This is a genomic window from Stenotrophomonas sp. 116085_Sma, from assembly GCF_056479585.1.
In genome coordinates this window covers 127,538-148,687 of sequence record NZ_CM151057.1, presented here as the reverse complement: position 1 = coordinate 148,687, position 21,150 = coordinate 127,538, and the positions used below count along the sequence as shown (strand labels likewise).

The following is a 21,150-nucleotide window of genomic DNA, read 5'->3' as shown; positions in this document are numbered from 1 at the left end:
GGATGCAGCAGAAAGAGTGACGCAGGCATCAAAGCTTGAGCCAGGACAGCAGCGGCTCCCAGTCGGCCTGGTGCTCGCGCACCTGGGCGGAGCGGTAGTCGAACAGGCTGCGGCCGAGGCCGGTCATGACCACGTAGCTCTGGCTGTCACGCAGCTGCGCGACCACCGGGTACGGCCATTCGGCCAGCATCTGCAGCGCCTGCTGCGAGGTCTGGGTCCAGGGCTTGGTGCGGTTCAGGACCAGCCCGACCGGCAGCTTGCGGCTGTGCACCCGCGGGTTCCGGGCCAGGCTGTTGAGGAAGCCGACGATGGCTTCGATGTCCAGCGCCGAGGGCAGCACCGGCACCACCACCGCGTCGGCAGCGTCAAGGAAATGGGGGATATCGTCGGCCAACGCACCGGCCGGTGCGTCGATGATGACGGTTTCGGTGCCGTCGGGCAGCTTCTGTGCCCACTGCTTCTTCCGATACACATCAATGGGGAGCACCGCGCTTTCCAGCCCGGCACGCCGTTGTGCCCAGCGGGTGCTGGAGCCCTGCGGGTCGGCATCGGCGATCACCGTGGCCTTGCCCTGCAATGCCGCGTACGCGGCCAGGTGGGTGGCGAGGGTGGTCTTGCCCACCCCGCCCTTGGAACCGGCCACCAGGATCGTCTTCATGCCAGCCTCGCTTCCGGGTACGTGCCCCGAGCGTACACCGGCGGTGGTGACGGGAGGTAGCACTGTGCTGAACCTGTAGCCATCGCCTTTGCTATCGTGGCGCCCCCGAAGGATCGAACCGGCATGAGCGAGCTGCAGGACCTGAGCGCACTGATCCGCGCCAACACCCCCCTGATCGTGATCGAGACCCAGGACGAGGGTCGCATCGTCGATCTGTTCCGGCAGACGCTGATGCACGTATGGCGGGCGCTGCACCGCTGGTCGATCACCGAGGGCCTGCGCCGCATCGACCTGGACAGCGAAGATCCGCCGGTCGGGCCACCCGACGCCAGCGCGGCCCTGCAGATGATCCGCCAGGCCGAGCAGCGCGGGGTCTACCTGCTCCTCGATTTCCACCCCTACCTGGGTTATGCCAGCCACCAGCGCGCCCTGCGCGACCTGATCCAGCGCCGCCACAGCGAACCTCATGTGCTGGTGCTGATCGGTGCCAAGGTGGAACTGCCGGCCGAGCTGGAAGCGCTGGCGGTACGCTTCAACCCGCGCCTGCCCGACGCCAACGCCCTGCTGAAGATGCTGCGCGAGGAGGCCGATGCCTACGCCCGGGAGCATGGTGGCCGCCGGGTCGAGGTCGACAGCGAGGCGGTGAAGAAGATCCTGAAGAACCTGCAGGGCCTGAGCCTGGTCGACGCCCGGCGCATTGCGCGCCAGCTGATCTACGCCGACGGTGCGCTGCGCGACGACGACCTGCCGCAGCTGGCACGACTGAAGTTCGAACTGCTCAACCGCAGCGGCCACCTGTTCTTCGAGCATGACAGCGCGCGCTTCGGCGACGTGGCCGGCGCCAACCGGCTCAAGCGCTGGATCAACCAGCGGCGTATGGCGTTCATCGCTGGCTCGGCACCGGCCGGGCTGGACCCGCCGCGCGGCATGCTGCTGCTGGGCGTACAGGGCTGCGGCAAGTCGATGCTGGCCAAGGCCACCGCTGCCGGCTTCGGCGTGCCATTGCTACGCCTGGACGTGGGTGCGCTGTACAACAAGTACCACGGCGAGACCGAGGCCAACCTGCGCCAGGCCCTGGCCTCGGCCGAGCAGCTGGCGCCCTGCGTGCTGTGGATGGACGAAATCGAGAAGGGCCTGGCCAGCGGTGGCGAAGACGGCGGCGTGTCGCGCCGCGTGCTCGGCCATCTGCTGACCTGGATGGCCGAGCGCAAGGCACCCGTGTTCATCGTGGCCACTGCCAACCAGGTGCACGAGCTGCCTGCCGAGCTGCTGCGCAAAGGCCGCTTCGACGAGATCTTCTTCGTCGACCTGCCCTCGCCTGAGGTGCGCGTGGAGCTGCTGCGGCTGCACCTGGGCCGGCGCCAGCTCAACGCCGACGACTTCGCGCTACCCGCGCTGGCGGCTGCCGCCAATGGGTTCTCCGGCGCCGAGATCGAACAGGCGATCGTGGCCGGGCTGTACGCGGCGCATGCCGAGGGCCGGCCGCTGGACACCGAGCTGCTGATGAACGAGATCCGCGCCACGCGGCCGTTGTCGGTGCTGATGGCCGAGCAGGTGGAGGCACTGCGGGCGTGGGCGTCGGGGCGGACGGTTTCCGCGGACGATTGAGTTTCCAGCGAACGGCGCAGCCCCTCGTGGTTGCTCGCTGGAGGCGAATGCCGGGTGGGGCCGGGCGGACAGGCTGCGCAGGGGACGCTGCAAGTACGTCCATGTAAGCTCGATCGCCGCATCCATGCGGCTCACGCCCCTGCGCAGCCTGCCCGCCCGGCCTCTGACAGTTTCCGGGGGCGATCAGCCACGTAGAAGAAAGAAGAAGAGCAAGAGCAAAACCGGTTGGCTGGCCGCTTTTTGTAGAGCCGAGCCCACGCTCGGCTGCATTTCGATCAGATATCGAATAGTCGATTCCGATACAGATTCCTCCACGCATGGCGTGGATCTACCGTGTCGACCAAGGTCGACACCTACCAACTGCAGCGTCGAACCGTCAGAGGTGGGGCGGTGTGGGTTGGCAGGACCGTTGGCGCCATGGATGGTGCCATCGAGCCCCCAGGGACGGGTCTACGGCGTGTCCTGCCAACCCACACCGCCCCGCCATCCCGCGAAATGCCCGCTGTTGCTGTTGCTTAGGCTGTTGCTTGGGCTATTGCTTCGGCCGTTGCCTCTGCGGGTGCCGGGTGCAACCCGGCCGAACCCCCAACCTCAGGGCCACGCAGGCGGTGCAGCCGCCCAGGCCTGCTGCACTTCGGCCAACGACGCACGCTCATCATCGCGCCATTGCGGCAGCAGCTGTGCGTAGTTGGCACTGGTGCTCCACTGCGACGGCTCGGTACGCACCGCCGCGGCATACCACTGCACCGCTTCCTGTTTCTGCCCCATCCGCCACAGCGCCAGCGCATAGGTCGGTGGCACCCAGCTGGGCTTGCTGCGCGCATTGCCGGCCGATGACAGCCATTGCTCCAGCGCTGCCTCCGGCTTGCCTTGGCGCAGCAGGTCCCAGCCATAGTTCCAGCGCACGCTGCGGCCCGCGCTGCTCTGTGCCGGCGCCTCCTTCAAAGCCTCGCCGTACAGCTGGTCGGCCAGCTCGGCACGGCCCTGGGTACTGGCCACTGAAGCCAGCTGCACGGTGGCTTCCACCGCTCGCCGGCCGCGCTCGCGCAGCCTCACCAGCTGGGTGACCAGCTCATCGCCCTCGCCCTGCATCGCCACCATCGGTGCCGCCGCCAAGTCGCTGTCGAAGTAGAACTCCTGTGGTGCCGGCATGGCCGGCGCGGCCCACGCCGTGACCGCTCCCGAGGCCAGCAGAACGCTGGCCAGGATCTTTCCTGGAACTGACATCCCTTCTCCCCAGGCTGCACAACCGCAGCCTCCCTCTCTCGCCCCGATCCTAACCCCAGCAGCGGCGCGGGCGCGAGTGCCGGGACCACCACGGCCCCGCTGCTACAATTCGCGCCTTTCCCGCCGCGTGCCTGCACGCGGCCGGTGCCAGCCGATCCTACCGGGCCAGCCATGACCAGTACCGCGCAACTCACTTCGCCCTCTTCCGCCGACCTGCTCGACCGTGATTACACGCTCGACCACAAGTACACCCGCAACGAGGGGCGGATCTACCTGAGTGGCGTGCAGGCGCTGGTGCGGCTGCCACTGATGCAGCGCCTGCGCGATGCCGCCGAAGGCATCGACAGCGCCGGCTTCGTCAGCGGCTATCGTGGCAGCCCGCTGGGTGGCTTCGACCTGGAACTGTGGCGCGCGCGCAAGCATCTTGAAGCGGCGAAGGTGAAGTTCACCCCTGGCCTGAACGAGGATCTGGGCGCCACCATGGTGTGGGGCACCCAGCAGACCAACCTGTTCCCCGGCGCCAACGTGCAGGGCGTGTTCGGCATGTGGTACGGCAAGGGCCCGGGCGTGGACCGCTGCGGCGACGTGTTCAAGCATGCCAACGCGGCCGGCACCTCGCGCTACGGCGGCGTGCTGGCGCTGGCTGCCGATGACCATGCCTGCCGCAGCTCGACCCTGCCCCACGGCAGCGAAGACGAATTCGTCAGCGCGATGATGCCGGTGCTGAACCCGGCCGGCGTGCAGGACATCCTCGACATGGGCCTGCTCGGCTGGGCGATGAGCCGCTATACCGGGCGCTGGGTCGGCTTCAAGACCATCGCCGAAACGGTGGAATCATCGGCCTCGGTGCAGGTCGATCCGCTGACGCGCCGCATCGTGCTGCCGGAAGACTTCGAGCTGCCCGGCGGGGGCCTCAACATCCGCTGGCCGGACCCGCCGATGGACCAGGAGATGCGCCTGCACCGCTATGCGGTGAAGGCCGCACAGGCCTTTGCCCGCGCCAACGGCATCGACAAGGTGGTGATGGACGCACCGCGCGCGCGGCTGGGCATCGTCACCACCGGCAAGAGCTACCTGGACGTGCTGCAGGCGCTGGAGTACCTGGGCCTGGACGAAGCCGCCTGCGCCGACATCGGCATCCGCGTGTACAAGGTCGGCATGACCTGGCCGCTGGAGCCGGAAGGCATCGCGCGCTTCGCGCAGGGCCTGGAAGACATCATCGTGGTGGAGGAAAAGCGTGCCTTCATCGAGCGCCAGATGAAGGAACAGTTCTTCAACTGGCCGGCCAGCTGGGGCCAGCGCCCGTCCATCGTCGGCAAGTACGACGAAAGCGGCGAGTGGATCCTGCCGTCCACCGGCGAACTTACCCCCGCCACCATCGCCGGCGTGATCGGCCGCCGCATCCAGAAGTTCTTCAACAACGAATCGATCGAACAGCGCCTGCAGTGGATGCAGGAAAAGGAAGCCGAGCTTGCGTTGCCGCGCGCCAGCTTCCCGCGCGTGCCGCATTACTGCTCCGGCTGCCCGCACAACACCTCCACCACCGTGCCGGAAGGCTCGCGTGCGCTGGCCGGCATCGGTTGCCATTACATGGTGACCTGGATGGACCGCAGCACCGACACCTTCACCCACATGGGCGGCGAAGGCGTGACCTGGGCCGGGCAGGCGCCGTTCACCGATACCCCGCACGTGTTCCAGAACCTGGGCGACGGCACCTATTTCCATAGTGGTTCGCTGGCGATCCGCCAGGCAGTCGCGGCCGGCGTCAACATCACCTACAAGATCCTCTACAACGATGCGGTGGCGATGACCGGCGGCCAGCCGGTGGACGGCCCGCTGAGCGTGCCCGACATTGCACGGCAGATGCGCGCCGAAGGCATCCACACCATCGTGGTGCTGTCGGACAACATCGGCAAGTGGACCGGCCAGCGTGAGCACTTCCCCAGCGACGTGGAGTTCCACGACCGCAGCGAGCTGGATGCCGTGCAGAAGCGCCTGCGCGAAGTGAAGGGCGTCTCGATCCTGATCTACGAACAGACCTGCGCCACCGAGAAGCGCCGCCGTCGCAAGCGCGGCAAGCTGGAAGACCCGCAGAAGCGTGTGCTGATCAACTCGCTGGTCTGCGAAGGCTGCGGTGACTGCGGCAAGAAGAGCTTCTGCGTTTCGGTGCTGCCGAAGGAAACCGAGTTCGGGCGCAAGCGCGAGATCGACCAGTCCAACTGCAACAAGGACTACTCCTGCGTGAACGGGTTCTGCCCGAGCTTCGTCACCGTGCACGGTGGCCAGCCGCGCAAGGGCAGCAAGCGCGATGCCTCCACGCTGCTGGACAACCTGCCGGCACCGACCATCCGCGGCACGCTGGAACAGCCCTGGAACATCCTGATCACCGGCGTCGGCGGTACCGGCGTGGTGACCATCGGCGCGCTGCTGGGCATGGCCGGCCACCTGGAAGGCAAGGGCGCGACCGTGCTCGATCAGACCGGACTGGCGCAGAAAGGCGGCGCGGTGACCACCCACATCCGCATCGCTCGCCGCCCCGACGACATCCATGCCGTGCGCATCGCCGCCGGCGAGGCCGACCTGGTGCTGGGCTGCGACATGGTGGTGGTGAATGACTACTGGGCACTGTCCAAGGTCCGCGCGGGCCGTTCGCAGGTAGTACTGAACACCTATGAAGCGATGCCCGGCACCTTCACCACCCGCCCGGACATGCAGTTCCCCGCCGCCGACATCGTCGCCGGCGTGCGCGTGGCCCTGGGCGGCCAGGAACCGCTGCTGCTCGATGCCACCCAGCTGGCCACCGCGCTGCTGGGCGATGCCATCGCCGCCAACCTGTTCATCCTCGGCTACGCCTGGCAGCAGGGCCTGGTGCCGCTGTCGTTCGAGTCGCTGATGCGCGCCATCGAGTTGAATGGCGCCGCCGTGGCGATGAACCAGCAGGCGTTCGCCTGGGGCCGCCTGGCCGTGGTCGATCCGCAGGCCGTGCAGCAGGCCGCCGGCCTGGTGCGCAACCGCCACACCGATACCGAATCCACCCCGGGCCCGCTGCACGCGCTGCCGCCGGGCGAGTGGGAAGGCAACGAGTGGGGCGCCACCGCGGCACCGCGCAACACGGCCGACGAACGCGAACTGCGCGGCCTGCCCTCGCACAGTGGCGACGTGGCCTTCCTGCCGCTGGACGACGCGCGCCTGTCGCGCTCGCTGGATGAAATGATCGAACGGCGCGCCGCGTTCCTGGTCGAGTACCAGGATGCCGCCTACGCCAAGCGGTACCGTGATCTGGTGGCACGCGTGCGCGCCACTGAGGCCGACCGCATCGGCGGTTCCACCGCGCTGACCGAGACCGTAGCCCGCTACCTGTTCAAGCTGATGGCCTACAAGGACGAGTACGAAGTGGCCCGCCTGTACACCAGCGGCGACTTCCAGCGGCGCCTGCAACAGCAGTTCGAGGGCGACTACCAGCTGCGCTTCCACCTGGCACCGCCGCTGTTCGCGAAGAAGGACGAGCAGGGCCGGTTGCTGAAGAAGGAATACGGCCCGTGGATGTTCAAGGCGTTTGGCCTGCTGGCCAAGCTGAAGTTCCTGCGCGGCGGCCGGCTCGACGTGTTCGGGCGCACTGAAGAGCGCCGCATGGAGCGCCAGCTGATTGCTGATTACGAGGCGACGGTGCAGGTGCTGCTGGACGGCCTGGAGGATGATCGTCTGTCGCTGGCGGTGGAAATCGCCAGCATTCCCGAGCACATCCGCGGCTTCGGCCACGTCAAGGAAGCGCATTTCGCACAGGCCAAGGCGCGTGAAGCGGCGCTGCTGGCGCAGTGGCGCAATCCGAAGGCGCTGCATATCGTGCAGGTCGCTTGAAGGTGGTGCCGGCCGCTGGCCGGCACTACCGGCGGTTCAGCCCAACCGCCACAGCAACAGCCGGTTGTTGGCCGGCATCGCCACGTCACCCAGGCGGGTGAAGCCGTTGTCTGCCGCCAGCGCCTGCACCGCTTCGCTATCGCGGATACCGCTGCGCGGGTCGCGCGCCTTCAGCCAGCCATCGAACTGTGCGTTGCTGTCGCTGGTGTAGCGGCCGCCGTAATTGAACGGCCCATACACCGCCAGCAGCGCGCCATGGCGCAGCACCGGTGGCAGCGCGGCGAACAGCGCCTGTACGTGGTCCCAGCTCATGATGTGCAGCGTGTTGGCGCTGAACCCGGCGTCGAACGCGCTGCCCTCGGGTAGCGACAGGTCGGGTGCCGGCGGCAGTTCCACCTGCAGCGCCAGCGGCGGCAGCAGATTCAGCAAGGCTGCTTCGGCACGCCATGCCTCGATGCCAGGGAGATGATCCGGGTGATCACTGGGCTGCCAGCGCAACCACGGCCAGCGCTCGGCGAAGAAGGCGGCGTGCTGGCCGGTGCCGCTGCCGACTTCCAGCACCCGGTGGCGGTCACCCATCCACGGATCGAGTGCGGCGGCGATCGGTTCGCGGTTGCGCTCGCAGGCTTCTGAATACGGCTTGCTCGACATCAGGACGGGGGCCAGGCGGGGTCGGCCCATTGTGCACGAGGGGGTGTTGCTCGGCAGGGCGGCGCCCTGCACCCGCCGAAGCCGGAGCCAGAGCAACGTCAAAAGCTGGCATTCCGTGGGATGGCGGGTGGGTCCGGTGGCGGGGGACGCCGTGAATCCGTCCATGGAGGCTCGGTCGCGCCTTGCTCGTGTGCGCTGTCCTGCGCACACGGCAAGACCGGGGTTGGGCGTCCTGCCCAACCCGCCCGAGGCATGCCTCGGGCCCATGCCGCTCACGCCCCGCAACCGGACCCACCCCGCCTTCGACAGTTTGCTGCGGTCTGCAGGAACGGCTCTCGGGATCAGATCCGTTTTCCGCAGGAAAACGGATCTGACCCCATTTTTATGTATCGATATCTGACAGATGTGTCGACCAAGGTCGACACCTACCAACAGCCACCCGGAATCTGTCAGAGGTGGGGCGGTGTGGGTGGGCAGGACCGTTGGCGCCATGGATGGCGCCATCGAGCCCCCAGGGACGGGTTTACGGCGTGTCCTGCCCACCCACACCGCCCCGCCAACTCACGGAATGCCGCTTCGGCTTCGGCTTCGGCCGTTGCATTGAGCAGGTGCAGGGCGCAGCCCTGCCGAAACCCTCCCCAACCATGACTGCAGTCACTTGTCCCCGCGCGCCGTGCTGGCGAAAGTCGAGGAGTTGACGTGATCGGTCCGGCCTGTTGCCAACCGCACGCAAGCGAGAGAGAGAAACGCTGTGCAACGACGTGAGTTCCTGGCTTTTTCCGGTCTGGGCCTGGCGGGCCTGCTGCTGCCGCATTCCCGTGCCATCGCCGCCGAGCAGCTGTTGGCGCCGGTCGATACCGCCCAGCGCCGGCGTCTGGCCGAGCTCGCGCTGGCAGCCGCACGCACCGCCAAGGCCAGCTACTGCGATGTGCGCATCGGGCGCTACCTCAACCAGTCGGTCATCACCCGCGAGCATCAGGTCGGCAATGTGACCAACCGCGAATCGTCCGGCGTGGGTGTGCGGGTGATCGTCAACGGTGCCTGGGGCTTCGCTGCAACCCATCAGCAGACCGAGGCCGCCGTGCGCGCTGCGGTCGAGCAGGCTGCGGCGATCGCCCGTGCCAACGCCACCATCCAGACCCGGCCGGTGCAGCTGGCGCCGACGCCCTCGGTCGGAGAGGTGCGCTGGGAGACGCCGGTGCGCCGCAACGCGATGGCGGTGCCGATCCAGGACAAGGTCGAGCTGCTGCTGGCACTCAATGCCGCCGCGCTGAATGCGGGTGCCGACTACATCAATTCCACCCTGTTCCTGGTCAACGAACAGAAGTACTTCGCCTCCAGCGACGGCTCGTTCATCGACCAGGATATCCACCGCATCTGGCTGCCGTTCACCGCCACCGCCATCGACAAGGCCAGCGGCAGGTTCCGTACCCGCGCCGGCCTGTCTTCGCCAATGGGCATGGGCTACGAATTCCTTGATGGCGATGCGCGCGGCAAGGTGCAGTTGCCGGGCGGCATCACTGCTTACCGCGACTCCTACGACCCGGTCGAGGACGCCATTGCGGCCGCCCGCCACGCGCGAGAGAAACTGAAGGCGCCGTCGGTGAAGCCCGGCAAGTACGACCTGGTGCTGGACCCATCCAACCTGTTCCTGACCATCCACGAGAACGTTGGCCACCCGCTGGAACTGGACCGCGTGCTCGGCTACGAGGCCAACTACGCCGGCACCAGCTTCGCCACGCTGGACAAGCGCGATGCCGGCTTCCGCTGGGGCAGCGATATCGTCACCTTCTTCGCCGACAAGACACAGCCCGGCAGCCTCGGCGCGGTCGGCTACGACGACGAAGGGGTGAAGACCCAGCGCTGGGACCTGGTGCGCGACGGCATCCTGGTCGACTACCAGGCCACCCGCGATGAAGCCCATATCCTCGGGCGCGATGCATCGCATGGCTGCAGTTACGCCGATTCCTGGTCCAGCGTGCAGTTCCAGCGCATGGCCAATGTCTCGCTGGCGCCGGGCAAGCAGCCGCTCAGCGTCGAGGACATGATCAAGGACGTGGAGAACGGCATCTGGATCCACGGCCGCGGTTCGTATTCGATCGACCAGCAGCGCTACAACGCGCAGTTCGGTGGCCAGCTGTACTACCAGATCAAGGACGGAAAGATCGCCGGCATGGTCGAGGATGCGGCCTACCAGATCCGCACGCCGGAATTCTGGAATGCCTGCACCGCGATCTGCGATGAGCGTGACTTCCGCCTGGGCGGTTCGTTCTTCGACGGCAAGGGCCAGCCCGGCCAGGTCTCGGCGGTCTCGCACGGTTCGTCCACCACCCGTTTCAACGGCATCAACATCATCAACACCGCGCGCAGTCTCGGCGCTTGAGCCACCCATCCTTCGACATGGAGAGCAGCCTTGCAAAGACGTGACTTCCTGGCCCTGACCGGGCTTACCGCGGGCGGGCTGATCGTGCCCTCCTTCTTCGGCAAGGTGATCGCCGCCGAGCAGCTGCAGTCCACTCTCGACCCGGCGCTGAAGAAGCGCTTGGCCGACGCCGCCCTGCAGGCCGCACGCAGCGCTGGCGCCACCTACTGCGACGTGCGCATCGGCCGCTACCTGCGGCAGTTCGTGATCACCCGCGAGGACAAGGTGCAGAACGTGGTGAACACCGAGTCCACCGGTGTGGGCATCCGCGTGATCGTCAACGGTGCGTGGGGCTTTGCCGCCACCAATGCGCTGGGCACCGCCGACGTGGCCAAGGCCGCGCAGCAGGCGGCGGCCATCGCCAAGGCCAACGCCGGCGTGCAGACCGCGCCGGTACAGCTGGCCAAGGCACCGGGCGTGGGCGAGGTGAGCTGGCGCACGCCGATCCGCAAGAACGCGATGGAGGTACCGATCAAGGACAAGGTCGGCCTGCTGCTGGACGTCAACGCTGCGGCGATGGGTGCCGGTGCCAGCTTCGTCAACTCGATGCTGTTCCTGGTCAACGAGCAGAAGTACTTCGCCTCCACCGACGGCTCCTACATCGACCAGGACGTGCACCGCATCTGGGCGCCGATGACGGTCACCGCCATCGACAAGTCCAGCGGCAAGTTCCGTACCCGTTCGGGCCTGTCCTCGCCGATGGGCCTGGGATACGAGTACCTGGATGGCGCCACCGCCGGCAAGGTGGTAGGCCCCAATGGCGTGGTCAACTACAGCTCCTCCTACGACATGAAGGAAGACGCCATCGCCGCCGCAAAGCAGGCGCAGGAGAAACTGAAGGCGCCGTCGGTGAAGCCGGGCAAGTACGACCTGGTGCTGGACCCGTCGCACACCTGGCTGACCATCCACGAGTCGATCGGCCACCCGCTGGAACTGGACCGCGTGCTCGGCTACGAAGCCAACTATGCCGGCACCAGCTTCGCCACCCTGGACAAGCGCGAACAGCATTTCCAGTACGGCAGCGAGCTGGTCAACATCTTTGCCGACAAGACCCAGCCGGGCAGCCTCGGCGCGGTGGCGTACGACGACGAAGGCGTGAAGTGCAAGCGGTGGGACCTGATCAGCAATGGCAAGCTGGTGGACTACCAGACCATCCGCGACCAGGCCCACATCCTCGGCAAGACCGAGTCCGACGGCTGCTGCTATGCCGACTCGTGGTCCAGCGTGCAGTTCCAGCGCATGGCCAACGTGTCGATGGCGCCAGGCAAGAAGCCGCTGAGCGTGCCCGACCTGATCAAGGACGTGGAGAACGGCATCTACATCATCGGTGACGGTTCGTTCTCGATCGACCAGCAGCGCTACAACGCGCAGTTCGGCGGCCAGCTGTTCTACGAGATCAAGAATGGCCAGATCACCCGCATGCTGGAAGACGTGGCCTACCAGATCCGCACGCCGGAGTTCTGGAATGCCTGCACCGCCGTGGCCGACGAGCGCGACTACCGCCTGGGCGGTTCGTTCTTCGACGGCAAGGGCCAGCCGGGCCAGGTCTCGGCGGTCTCGCACGGCTCGTCGACCGCGCGCTTCAACGGCATCAACGTCATCAACACCGCACGCAGCCTCGGCTGACCGGTCAGGAGCCCTTACACCATGAGTATCTTCACCGAAGCCCAGGCCAAGGCCATCCTCGACAAGGTCATTGCCCTGTCCAAGGCCGACGAGTGCACCGCCGTGCTGGCCGGCGCGATCAGCGGCAACATCCGTTTCGCACTGAACAACGTGTCCACCAGCGGGATTGTCGATAACACCGAACTGGCGGTCACCGTCGCCTTCGGCAAGCGCGTCGGCACCGCCTCGATCAACGAGTTCGACGATGCCGCGCTGGAACGCGTGGTACGCCGCGCCGAAGACCTGGCCCGCCTGGCCCCGGAGAACCCGGAGTTCATGCCGGCCATCGGCAAGCAGAGCTACCGCGCCAGCCCGACCTTCAGCGAATCCACGGCCGCGATCGATCCGGCCTTCCGTGCCAAGGTTGCCGCCGATTCAATCGCGCCGTGCCGTGGCCACGGCCTGATCGCCGCCGGCTTCCTCGAAGACGGCCAGGGCTTCCAGGCCACCGCCAACAGCAACGGCAACTTCGCCTACCAGCGCACCACCAACTTCGATTACACCTGCACCGTGCGTACCGAAGATGGCCGTGGTTCGGGCTGGGTCGGCCGCAACCTGAAGGATGCGGCGGACTTCAAGGCCGACCAGGACATCCGCATCGCCATGCGCAAGGCCACTGAATCGGCCGAGGCCAAGGCGTTGGAGCCGGGCAAGTACACGGTCATCCTGGAGCCGGCCGCGGCCGCCGGCCTGATCAGCTTCATGATGAACTTCTTCAGTGCACGCTCGGCCGATGAGGGCCGCAGCTTCCTGTCCAAGAAGGGCGGCGGCAACAAGCTGGGCGAGCAGGTCTACGACCCGCGCGTGACCATGTTCGCCGACCCGTGGCACCCGGATGCGCCTGTACTGCCGTGGGACAACGAGGGCCTGCCGCGCGAGCGCATGGCCATCATCGAAAACGGCAAGATCGCCAACCTGGACTACTCGCGTTTCTGGGCACAGAAGCAGGGCAAGACCGCCAAGGCGTCGCCGGGCAACCTGCTGATGAGCGGTGGCGACAAGAGCACCGCCGAGCTGGTGCGCGGCACCCAGAAGGGCATCCTGGTCACCCGCACCTGGTACATCCGCATGGTTGATCCGCAGACCGTGCTGCTGACCGGCCTGACCCGTGACGGCACCTTCTACATCGAGAATGGCCAGATCAAGCACCCGGTGAAGAACTTCCGCTTCAACGAATCGCCGGTGATCATGCTCAACAACATCGAAGAGCTGGGCAAGCCGGTGCGCGTGGCCGGTGATGAATCCAGCTACGTGATGATGATCCCGCCGATGAAGCTGCGCGATTTCACCTTCACCTCGCTGTCCGACGCCGTCTGATGGATCGCCGGGCCTGCCTGCGCTGGTTGGCCGCTGCCGCTTCGGCGGCGGCGCTGCCGGCCTGGGCACAGGCAGGCCCGCGCAGTTCACGCTACGACTTCTGGTTCACCCGGCTGCAGTACGACTCCGGCGACTGGGACGTGGACGCACGCATGCCGTCCAACCTGATCACCTCGCTGATCGACTACACCTCGCTGCGGGTGGACCCGCAGGAACACGTGGTGGCCCTGGCCGACCCGCGCATGCTGGAAGCGCCGTTCTGCTACCTGGCCGGGCACACGCTGGTCGAGTTCAACGCCGCGGAGCGGCAGAACTTCGTGCGCTACGTGCGCAACGGCGGCTTCGTCTTCGTCGATGACTGCAACCATGACATCGACGGGTTGTTCGCCACCTCGTTCGAAGCGCAGATGGGCCGCCTGTTCGGGCCCAGGGCATTGCAGAAACTGCCCAACAGCCACGCGCTGTACCGCAGCTTCTTCCGATTCCCCGACGGCCCGCCTGCGACCAGCTTCGAGCTCAACGGCTGGGGCGATGACCTCGTGCACGACTACCTGAAGGGCATCGAGGTCGATGGCCGCCTGGGCCTGCTCTACAGCAACAAGGACTATGGCTGCGAGTGGGACTACGACTGGCGCAACAAGCGTTTCCTGGCCGAAGACAACACCCGCTTCGGCGTCAACATCGTGATGTACGCGTTGAACAACTGATAGGACCTGCACGCCCATGACCGCCCCCGACCTCGATTCCCTGCTGCCGCGCCTGCACGATCTGCGCGCTGCGCTCGCACGCGCGGTGGTGGGCCAGAACACCGTGGTCGAGCAGCTGCTGATCGGCCTGCTGGCCGGCGGCCACTGCCTGCTGGAAGGTGCGCCCGGGTTGGGCAAGACGCTGCTCGTGCGCTCGCTCGGCCAGGCCCTGGAACTGCAGTTCCGGCGCGTGCAGTTCACCCCCGACCTGATGCCCAGCGACATCCTCGGCACCGAGCTGCTGGAGGAAGACCACGGCACCGGTCATCGCCATTTCCGCTTCCAGCAGGGCCCGATCTTCACGAATCTGCTGCTCGCCGACGAACTCAACCGCACCCCACCCAAGACCCAGGCGGCGCTGCTGGAAGCCATGCAGGAACGCACGGTCAGCTACGCCGGCACCACCTATGCGCTACCGGCGCCGTTCTTCGTGCTGGCCACGCAGAACCCGATCGAGCAGGCCGGCACCTACCCGCTGCCGGAAGCGCAGCTGGACCGCTTCCTGCTGCACGTGCTGGTGGATTACCCCAGCGAGGACGAGGAACGGCAGATCCTGGAGCAGACCACCGGCGGCGCCACCGACACGGTGCCGAAGGTGATGGATGCCGAGGCGGTGATCGCACTGCAGGCCGCGGTGCGCCAGGTGCATGTCAGCCCCGATGTGCTGGCCTGGATCACCCGCCTGGTACGTGCCAGCCGGCCTGGCGAAGGCGCACCGGCGGCGATCAACCAGTGGGTGAAGTGGGGTGCGGGCCCGCGTGCCGGCCAGTCGCTGGTGCTGGCGGCGAAGGCACGCGCGTTGCTGCAGGGCCGCTTCGCCGCCACCCGCGAGGATGTGCAGGCACTGGCCGCGCCGGTGATGCGCCATCGCCTGCTGCTGTCGTTCGCCGCCGAGGCCGAGCAGAAGCGTGCCGACGACGTGGTCGCCGCGCTGCTGCAGGCTGTGCCGTTCCCGGGTTGAGCCACGCGTGAACGCAGGTACGCCGTTGACCCTGCCGCCGGAACTGCGTGCGCGCCTGCGCCTGCTGCGGTTGCGGCCGCGCCTGGCCAGCGGGGCAAGCGGCATCGGCCAGCACGCCAGCCGCAGCCGCGGTGCCGGCCTGGAATTCGCCCAGTACCGTGCGTACGAACCGGGTGACGAACTGCGCCAGATCGACTGGAAGCTGTATGCGCGCTCGGACCGCTTCTTCGTGCGCGAGTCCGAACGCGAAAGCCCGATAACGGTCTGGCTGCTGCTTGATGCCACCGCCTCGGCCGGCCAGGCTGATCGCGCGGCACCGCAGCGCACGCGACTGGACCACATGCGTGGCGTGGCCGCATGCCTGGTTGAACTGGCCCTGCAACAGGGTGATCGCTTCGGCCTGCTGGCGATCAATGGCGATGGCCTGCAACTGGTGCCCGCGGCGAACGGCGCGCGCCAGCGCGACCGTGTGTATCTGCAGTCGCAGGCGCTGCAGGCACGCGGCGGCTGGCCTGCACCTGATCGCCTGCGCCCGCTATGGGAACGGGTGCGTCCAGGCGACCTGCTGCTGGCGATCGGTGATGGCTTCGATGAGGCCGGCATCGTGCTGCTGGAACAACTAGCCAGCGCCCGCCGCGAAGTGGCACTGCTGCAGATCCTGACCGCTGACGAACGCGATTTCCCCTTCGACGCCGGCCACCGCTTCCGCGACCCGGAGACCGGCGAAGAACTGCTGGGCGATGGCGTGGCGATCCGCACCGACTACCTGCAGCGCTTCGCCGATGCACGCAGCGCGCTGCAGGCGCGCCTGCAGGCCAGTGGCATCGCCAGCGCCAGCGGTTGGCTCGACCAGCCACTGGACCAGCCGCTGCAGGCGCTGTTCGGCCGTGGGGGCGGCGCATGAACCTGTTGTTCCCGCTGGGCCTGGCCGCGCTCGCCGCATGGCTGCTGCCGTTGTTGATCCACCTCGCCCGCCGCCATCCGTACACGCCGCTGGATTTCGCCGCGCTGCGCTGGCTGCGCGCGCAGATCCGACCGCGCCAGCGCATCCGCTTCGATGACTGGCCGCTGCTGCTGGTGCGCCTGCTGCTGTTGGCCGCGCTGGCGCTGCTGCTGGCGCGCCCGGCGCTGACGGGCCCTGCGCCGGTCCCCGCTGCGTGGACCGTGGTGGCCCCAGGACTGGATGCCGCCGCACTGCGTGGCACCGTCAACGATGGCAACTGGCATTGGCTGGCAACCGGCTTCCCCTCCATCGACCAGTCACCGCTGGCCTCCAATGCCTCCCTGCCCAGCCTGCTGCGCGAACTGGATGCCCAGCTGCCGGCCGGTACCGCGCTGACCGTGCACATGCCCGATCCGCTGCCCGGCCTGGACGGCGCACGCCTGCAGCTGTCGCGCGATGTGCAGTGGCGCCCACATGCCGTGGCGGCCACAGCCACACAGGCCGCCACGACGCCGCCACGGCTGCGCGTGCACGCCAACGCGCCCGCCGGGGTGCAGCGCTGGATCGGTGCACTGCAGCGGGCCTGGGGCGTGCAGGCACCCTCGGCACCGTTGACGGCCGATGCCTTGCACGAACGCGGCGAGATCGGTGTCTGGAGCCGCAGCGACGCACTGCCGCCGCACTGGCAGGCGTGGCTGCGCGACGGCGGCAGCGTACTGAGCGCTGCGAAACCTGCCACCGAGGCCAGTGTGCTGCTGCGCAGCGCCGATGGCGCGCCGCTGCTCTGGCAGCAGCGCGTCGGTCACGGACGCTTGCTGTCACTGCCCGGTGACTGGGACATCACCACCCATGCCGCGTTGCGCGACGCGCAGCTGCCACGCTCGCTGCTTCTGGCACTGCAACCGCCATCGCCCCCACGCGTGGGGGATGCAACAGACCACGCGCCCCGCCAGACCGCTCTGCCGGCCGCAACGCCGCCGCTGCGTGAGCCGACCGCATGGCTGTTGCTGGCCGTCGTGCTGCTGTTCGCCGTTGAACGCTGGATGGCCAGCAGCGCCCGGCGCAGGGTGGCAGCATGAACGCGTTGCAACGTGCCTGGCAGCGCGCGCGACGCCGACGCGCCCTGATCACCCTGCTGCTTGGCCTGCCGTTGGCGCTGGCCGCCACCGCGCTGGCGCTGCGCCTGTCCGGCTTCGATCTGGCCTGCGTGGTCGGGACGCTCGTCGTGCTCGCCTGCGCCGCCGTTGCGACGGCGCGTGCCCGGCAGCTCGACCGTCGGTGGCTGCAGCGGCAACTTGATGCAAGCGGCGCCAGCGAGGACAGCGCGGACCTGCTGTTCGCCGAGACCGCCACGCTCAATCCGCTGCAGCAGCGCCAACGCACGCACGTGCTGGACACGCTGGAGCGCCGCATGCCGGAGCTGCGACCGCGCTGGCCGCGTGCGGCGCTGGCCCTGTGCTGGATTGCGGGCCTGACCATCGCACTGCTGGCATTCGGCTGGCCGCGCTCGAACAGCGGCCCCGCCACCGCTGCACCCACGTCGCACGGCGGCACCCCGCCCGCGGGCCCACTGCACCTGCAGTCCACCCGCCTGCGCATCGACGCACCGGCCTATACCGGCCAGGCCACGCTCACCCAGAATGCGCTGGATGCCAAGGTTGCCGCCGACAGCCGCCTGTCGTGGTCGTTGCGCTTCGACCGTGCACCGGACAAGGCGTGGCTGCAGTTCCACGATGGCCGACGCCTGCCGCTGAACGAACAGGACGGCCAATGGCAGGCGCAGGACGTGGCACGCGCGCCGGTGCTGTATCGCGTGGTGAGCGAACCGGCATTGGCCGAGACCCGCCTGCATCGGCTGGACGTGGTAGCCGACCGTGCACCCTCCGTGCGCGTGCTGGAACCGGCGGCCAGCCTGGTGCTGGCCTCGCCCGGACAGCGCCAATGGTCGCTGCGCTTCGAGGCCGGCGACGACTACGGCGTGGCTGCACAGGCAACGCTGTCGATCACGACCACCCAGGGCAGCGGTGAGAACATCACCTTCGTCCGTCGCAGCGTCAGCCTCACCGGCAGTGGCGCGCCGACCGCACGACGCTTCGCGCATACGCTCGACCTCGCCGCGCTGGGTGCGCAGCCTGGCAACGATGTGATCGCCCAGCTGGAAGTGCGCGACAACCACGCGCCCATACCACAGGCGGGACGTAGCAGCAGTGTGATCCTGCGCCTGCCCAGTGCCGAGGTTGCGCTGGGTGCCGAGCTGGAAGGCCGTATCAGGAAGACACTGCCGGCCTACTTCCGCAGCCAGCGACAGATCATCATCGATGCCGAGGCCTTGATCCGGCAGCGGCGCGGTCTCGCCGCCGATGACTTCATCAAGCGCAGCGATGCGATCGGTGTCGACCAGCGCATCCTGCGCCTGCGCTACGGCCAGTTCCTGGGCGAGGAAAGCGAAGGCGCACCGAAGCCGCCGCCGACCAGCGACCTGCCCACCAGCGATACGCCGACCGCAGATGGCCACGACGACGATCACGAGCACGACCATGGCGCGCAGGCCGATGCGCACGACGACCATGGCCATGACCATGGCGGTACAGCCAACGCAGATACCCCGCCGGTGTTCGGCAGCGCGACCGACGTGCTTTCCGAGTACGGACACACCCACGACCACGCCGAGGCGGCGACCCTGCTCGACCCGCAGACCCGTGCCACGCTGAAGGCCGCGCTGGACCAGATGTGGTCGGCTGAAGGCGAGCTGCGCCAGGGCCGGCCGGAGCAGGCGCTGCCATTCGCCTACAAGGCGCTGGGCTTCATCAAGCAGGTGCAGCAGGCCGAGCGCATCTACCTGGCCCGGGTCGGGCCGGAGCTGCCCCCCATCGATGAAGGCCGCCGGCTGGGTGGTGATCGCGCCGGGCTGTCCAGCCGTGAACTGCCGCTGGCCGCACGCACGCCGCCGGACCCGGCCATTGTCGAAGCCTGGCAGCGTCTCGGCGATGACATCGGCACACCCGATCTCGATGCGCTCGCGACCTGGCAGCAACGCAACGCTACCTACCTGCCCGATGCACTGGACCTGGCTGCCGCCATCGAACAGCTGCGCATCGAGCCCGGCTGCCGCGACTGCCGCCAGCGCCTGCGTGCGCAGCTGTGGCGTGCCCTGCAGCGTCCGTTGCCGCAGGTAATGCGGCGCAGTGCAGCCGATGCGATGGGGCAACGGTATCTCGACGCGCTGGAGGCGCAGCCATGAACGCCTCCGGTTCGAGCCTGTGGATTGCGCTGCTGCTCGCCCTGGTCGTGGTCATCGCCAGCGTGCGCCAGTTGCGTGGAAGCACAACGCACCCAGGCCGCCGCTGGGTCGTCATCGCGCTGCAGATCGCCGCTGCCACGCTGCTGTATTTCTGCCTGGTGCCACCTCCCCATCAGCGACCGGCCGCCGGCCTGGTCGTGCTCGGCGCCGAGGCCGACAAGGTGGGCGCACCGCCGGCCAGCGAAGGTCCGCTGCTGCTGTTGCCGGAAGCGGGCGTTGTACCTGATGGGCAGCGTATCCCCGACCTGGCCACCGGGCTGCGCCAACACCCCGCCTCCACGCTCACCCTCGTTGGCGCCGGCCTGGTCGCACGCGATCGCGACGCGACGTTGCCGGGCGACGTGCGCTGGCAGGCAGCACCCGCACCGCGCGGCTGGGTCGCGCTGCAGCCACCGGCCGACGTTGCTCCCGGTGGCCGCTTCGAGGTACAAGCGCAGGCGCGTGGCGCGGCAAAGGCGAAGGCCGAGCTGCTGGACCCGGCCGACACCGTGGTCGATCGCGCGGACGTTGCCAAAGACGGCCGCGTCCAGCTCACTGGCATCGCCCGCGCCGAAGGCCGCAGCGTATTCCGGCTGCGCCTGCTCGACACCGAAGGCCATGTGGTGGATACCGTACCGGTGCCGCAGCAGACCCTGCCGGCAGCGCCCCTGCGCCTGTTGGTGCGTGCCAGCGCGCCCGGCCCGGAACTGAAGTACCTGCGGCGCTGGGCCGCTGACGCGGGCCTGCGCGTGCAGGTGCAGGCCGATACCGGTGCAGGGCTCAGCGTGGGCGATGGCGTGGTTTCGCTCGATGCTGCAACGCTGGCGCGCGGCGACCTGCTACTGCTGGACGAACGCGGCCTGGCGGCCCTGAGTGCAGGCCAGCTGGCCGCCGTGCGTCAGGCGCTGCGCGACGGTCTGGGTGTACTGGTACGCAGTGCGGGGGCACCTTCGGCCAGCGCGCGCCAGCGCCTGCACGATCTTGGCCTGCCCGTGCAGGGCGATGGCAGCAGCCACACCCTCGAACTTCCCGGCGACGGTGACACCGCGGTCCTTGCCGCGCGCCGTGGCCCGCTTGCCGCCGGCACACTGCCAACCGGCTACGGCGAAGAGGCCGACCGCAGCTCGCACAGCGCTGCGCTGCCTTCGCTGGAAGCACTGGCATTGCAGGCACCGGGCAGCAACGCACTGCTGCAGGGTCTTGATGGCAAGGCCGTCGGCGGCTGGCGCTCGGCCGGCAAGGGACGCATCGGCCTGCTGCCCATCACCGACAGCTGGCGTTGGGTGCTGGCGGGCCGCGATGACCGCCACGGCGAACTGTGGAGCGGCGTGGTTGCCACGCTGGCACGTGCGCAGGGCAGCGGTGATGCGCTGTGGTCACCACAAGCGATTGCCTGGGCCGGCGAACGGCAGGCGCTGTGTGGCGTACAGGCGCCGCTGCAGGCCTTCAACCCGCGTGGCGACGGCGTACCGCTGATCGTCGATGGTGCGACATCGGCGCTGCGTTGTGCCGGCTGGTGGCCACGTGGCGCAGGTTGGCAGCGCCTGCAGCATGGGGACAGTATCGTCTGGCGCTATGCATTCGACCCGAAGGACGCGCCCGCACTGCATCGGCAGGCGATGATCGATGCGACCACGCAGGCGCTGGCCCGCAGCACGCCCGCGAATGCACAGGCCACGCAGCCGGTGGCTGGCTCGCGCTGGCCATGGTGGCTGGCCTTCGTGCTGTGCGCCTCGCTGCTGTGGTGGCTGGAACGGCGGCGGTGACTTCGGGGTCGGATCCCTTTCGCCCGCGAAAGGGCTCTGACCCCGGCC

14 protein-coding genes are annotated in these 21,150 nt (G+C 68.2%); 11 read left to right on the top strand and 3 right to left on the bottom strand.

The features are described 5' to 3' along the window. Nucleotides 1-28: 28 nt before the first annotated feature. Entirely contained in the window at nucleotides 29-658 is a 630-nt protein-coding gene (locus ACZK0Z_RS00710) for a ParA family protein (RefSeq protein WP_049429868.1), read from the bottom strand. Between the two features lie 123 nt (nucleotides 659-781). On the opposite strand from ACZK0Z_RS00710, the gene ACZK0Z_RS00705 reads away from it, so the two are divergent. Continuing rightward, nucleotides 782-2,266 carry an AAA family ATPase gene (locus ACZK0Z_RS00705; RefSeq protein WP_197632192.1) on the top strand — a complete coding sequence of 495 codons (1,485 nt, stop codon included), beginning with the start codon at nucleotides 782-784 and terminating at the stop codon, nucleotides 2,264-2,266. Nucleotides 2,267-2,857: 591 nt separating this feature from the next. Here the strand turns inward: ACZK0Z_RS00705 and ACZK0Z_RS00700 are convergent. After that, nucleotides 2,858-3,493, bottom strand: a complete 636-nt coding sequence (locus tag ACZK0Z_RS00700; protein WP_197632193.1) for a tetratricopeptide repeat protein — start codon at nucleotides 3,491-3,493, stop codon at nucleotides 2,858-2,860. Nucleotides 3,494-3,664: 171 nt separating this feature from the next. On the opposite strand from ACZK0Z_RS00700, the gene ACZK0Z_RS00695 reads away from it, so the two are divergent. Further along, a complete protein-coding gene (locus tag ACZK0Z_RS00695; protein ID WP_197632194.1) occupies nucleotides 3,665-7,351 on the top strand; it encodes an indolepyruvate ferredoxin oxidoreductase family protein in 3,687 nt (1,228 codons plus the stop codon). 36 nt (nucleotides 7,352-7,387) lie between these two features. Here ACZK0Z_RS00695 and ACZK0Z_RS00690 read toward each other — a convergent pair whose 3' ends face one another. Next, nucleotides 7,388-8,002, bottom strand: a complete 615-nt coding sequence (locus tag ACZK0Z_RS00690) for a DUF938 domain-containing protein (protein WP_197632195.1) — start codon at nucleotides 8,000-8,002, stop codon at nucleotides 7,388-7,390. A gap of 751 nt (nucleotides 8,003-8,753) precedes the next feature. On the opposite strand from ACZK0Z_RS00690, the gene ACZK0Z_RS00685 reads away from it, so the two are divergent. Genes ACZK0Z_RS00685 through ACZK0Z_RS00645 form a run of 9 tightly spaced genes read left to right on the top strand, consistent with a single transcriptional unit; the run spans nucleotide 8,754 to nucleotide 21,102 of the window. Then, entirely contained in the window at nucleotides 8,754-10,385 is a 1,632-nt protein-coding gene (locus ACZK0Z_RS00685; protein WP_197633639.1) for a metallopeptidase TldD-related protein, read from the top strand. Nucleotides 10,386-10,415: 30 nt separating this feature from the next. Further along, complete coding sequence (locus ACZK0Z_RS00680; RefSeq protein WP_049430850.1) at nucleotides 10,416-12,050, top strand: TldD/PmbA family protein; 1,635 nt, start codon at nucleotides 10,416-10,418, stop codon at nucleotides 12,048-12,050. Nucleotides 12,051-12,071: 21 nt separating this feature from the next. Continuing rightward, on the top strand, nucleotides 12,072-13,406 hold the full coding sequence (locus tag ACZK0Z_RS00675; protein WP_049430853.1) for a TldD/PmbA family protein: 1,335 nt from the start codon (nucleotides 12,072-12,074) through the stop codon (nucleotides 13,404-13,406). Continuing rightward, nucleotides 13,406-14,113, top strand: a complete 708-nt coding sequence (locus ACZK0Z_RS00670) for a DUF4159 domain-containing protein (RefSeq protein ID WP_049430856.1) — start codon at nucleotides 13,406-13,408, stop codon at nucleotides 14,111-14,113. Before ACZK0Z_RS00675 ends, ACZK0Z_RS00670 begins: the two co-directional genes overlap by 1 nt. A 16-nt stretch (nucleotides 14,114-14,129) precedes the next feature. Continuing rightward, on the top strand, nucleotides 14,130-15,113 hold the full coding sequence (locus tag ACZK0Z_RS00665; RefSeq protein WP_106550558.1) for an AAA family ATPase: 984 nt from the start codon (nucleotides 14,130-14,132) through the stop codon (nucleotides 15,111-15,113). 7 nt (nucleotides 15,114-15,120) lie between these two features. Further along, nucleotides 15,121-16,017 carry a DUF58 domain-containing protein gene (locus ACZK0Z_RS00660; RefSeq protein WP_197633640.1) on the top strand — a complete coding sequence of 299 codons (897 nt, stop codon included), beginning with the start codon at nucleotides 15,121-15,123 and terminating at the stop codon, nucleotides 16,015-16,017. After that, entirely contained in the window at nucleotides 16,014-17,135 is a 1,122-nt protein-coding gene (locus ACZK0Z_RS00655) for a BatA domain-containing protein (protein WP_197633641.1), read from the top strand. The genes ACZK0Z_RS00660 and ACZK0Z_RS00655 overlap by 4 nt, the downstream gene beginning before the upstream one ends. Further along, complete coding sequence (locus ACZK0Z_RS00650; RefSeq protein ID WP_049430863.1) at nucleotides 17,132-19,297, top strand: hypothetical protein; 2,166 nt, start codon at nucleotides 17,132-17,134, stop codon at nucleotides 19,295-19,297. The genes ACZK0Z_RS00655 and ACZK0Z_RS00650 overlap by 4 nt, the downstream gene beginning before the upstream one ends. Beyond that, on the top strand, nucleotides 19,294-21,102 hold the full coding sequence (locus tag ACZK0Z_RS00645) for a hypothetical protein (RefSeq protein ID WP_197633642.1): 1,809 nt from the start codon (nucleotides 19,294-19,296) through the stop codon (nucleotides 21,100-21,102). Before ACZK0Z_RS00650 ends, ACZK0Z_RS00645 begins: the two co-directional genes overlap by 4 nt. Nucleotides 21,103-21,150: the final 48 nt, after the last annotated feature.

Bases quoted from the DNA above. Each gene is read 5' to 3' on its own strand.
- ACZK0Z_RS00645 (WP_197633642.1), top strand. From the start codon at position 19,294: ATGAACGCCTCCGGTTCGAGCCTGTGGATTGCGCTGCTGCTCGCCCTG.
- ACZK0Z_RS00705 (WP_197632192.1), top strand. From the start codon at position 782: ATGAGCGAGCTGCAGGACCTGAGCGCACTGATCCGCGCCAACACCCCC.
- ACZK0Z_RS00675 (WP_049430853.1), top strand. From the start codon at position 12,072: ATGAGTATCTTCACCGAAGCCCAGGCCAAGGCCATCCTCGACAAGGTC.
- ACZK0Z_RS00695 (WP_197632194.1), top strand. From the start codon at position 3,665: ATGACCAGTACCGCGCAACTCACTTCGCCCTCTTCCGCCGACCTGCTC.
- ACZK0Z_RS00670 (WP_049430856.1), top strand. From the start codon at position 13,406: ATGGATCGCCGGGCCTGCCTGCGCTGGTTGGCCGCTGCCGCTTCGGCG.
- ACZK0Z_RS00690 (WP_197632195.1), bottom strand. From the start codon at position 8,002: ATGTCGAGCAAGCCGTATTCAGAAGCCTGCGAGCGCAACCGCGAACCG.
- ACZK0Z_RS00655 (WP_197633641.1), top strand. From the start codon at position 16,014: ATGAACCTGTTGTTCCCGCTGGGCCTGGCCGCGCTCGCCGCATGGCTG.
- ACZK0Z_RS00700 (WP_197632193.1), bottom strand. From the start codon at position 3,493: ATGTCAGTTCCAGGAAAGATCCTGGCCAGCGTTCTGCTGGCCTCGGGA.
- ACZK0Z_RS00710 (WP_049429868.1), bottom strand. From the start codon at position 658: ATGAAGACGATCCTGGTGGCCGGTTCCAAGGGCGGGGTGGGCAAGACC.
- ACZK0Z_RS00665 (WP_106550558.1), top strand. From the start codon at position 14,130: ATGACCGCCCCCGACCTCGATTCCCTGCTGCCGCGCCTGCACGATCTG.
- ACZK0Z_RS00650 (WP_049430863.1), top strand. From the start codon at position 17,132: ATGAACGCGTTGCAACGTGCCTGGCAGCGCGCGCGACGCCGACGCGCC.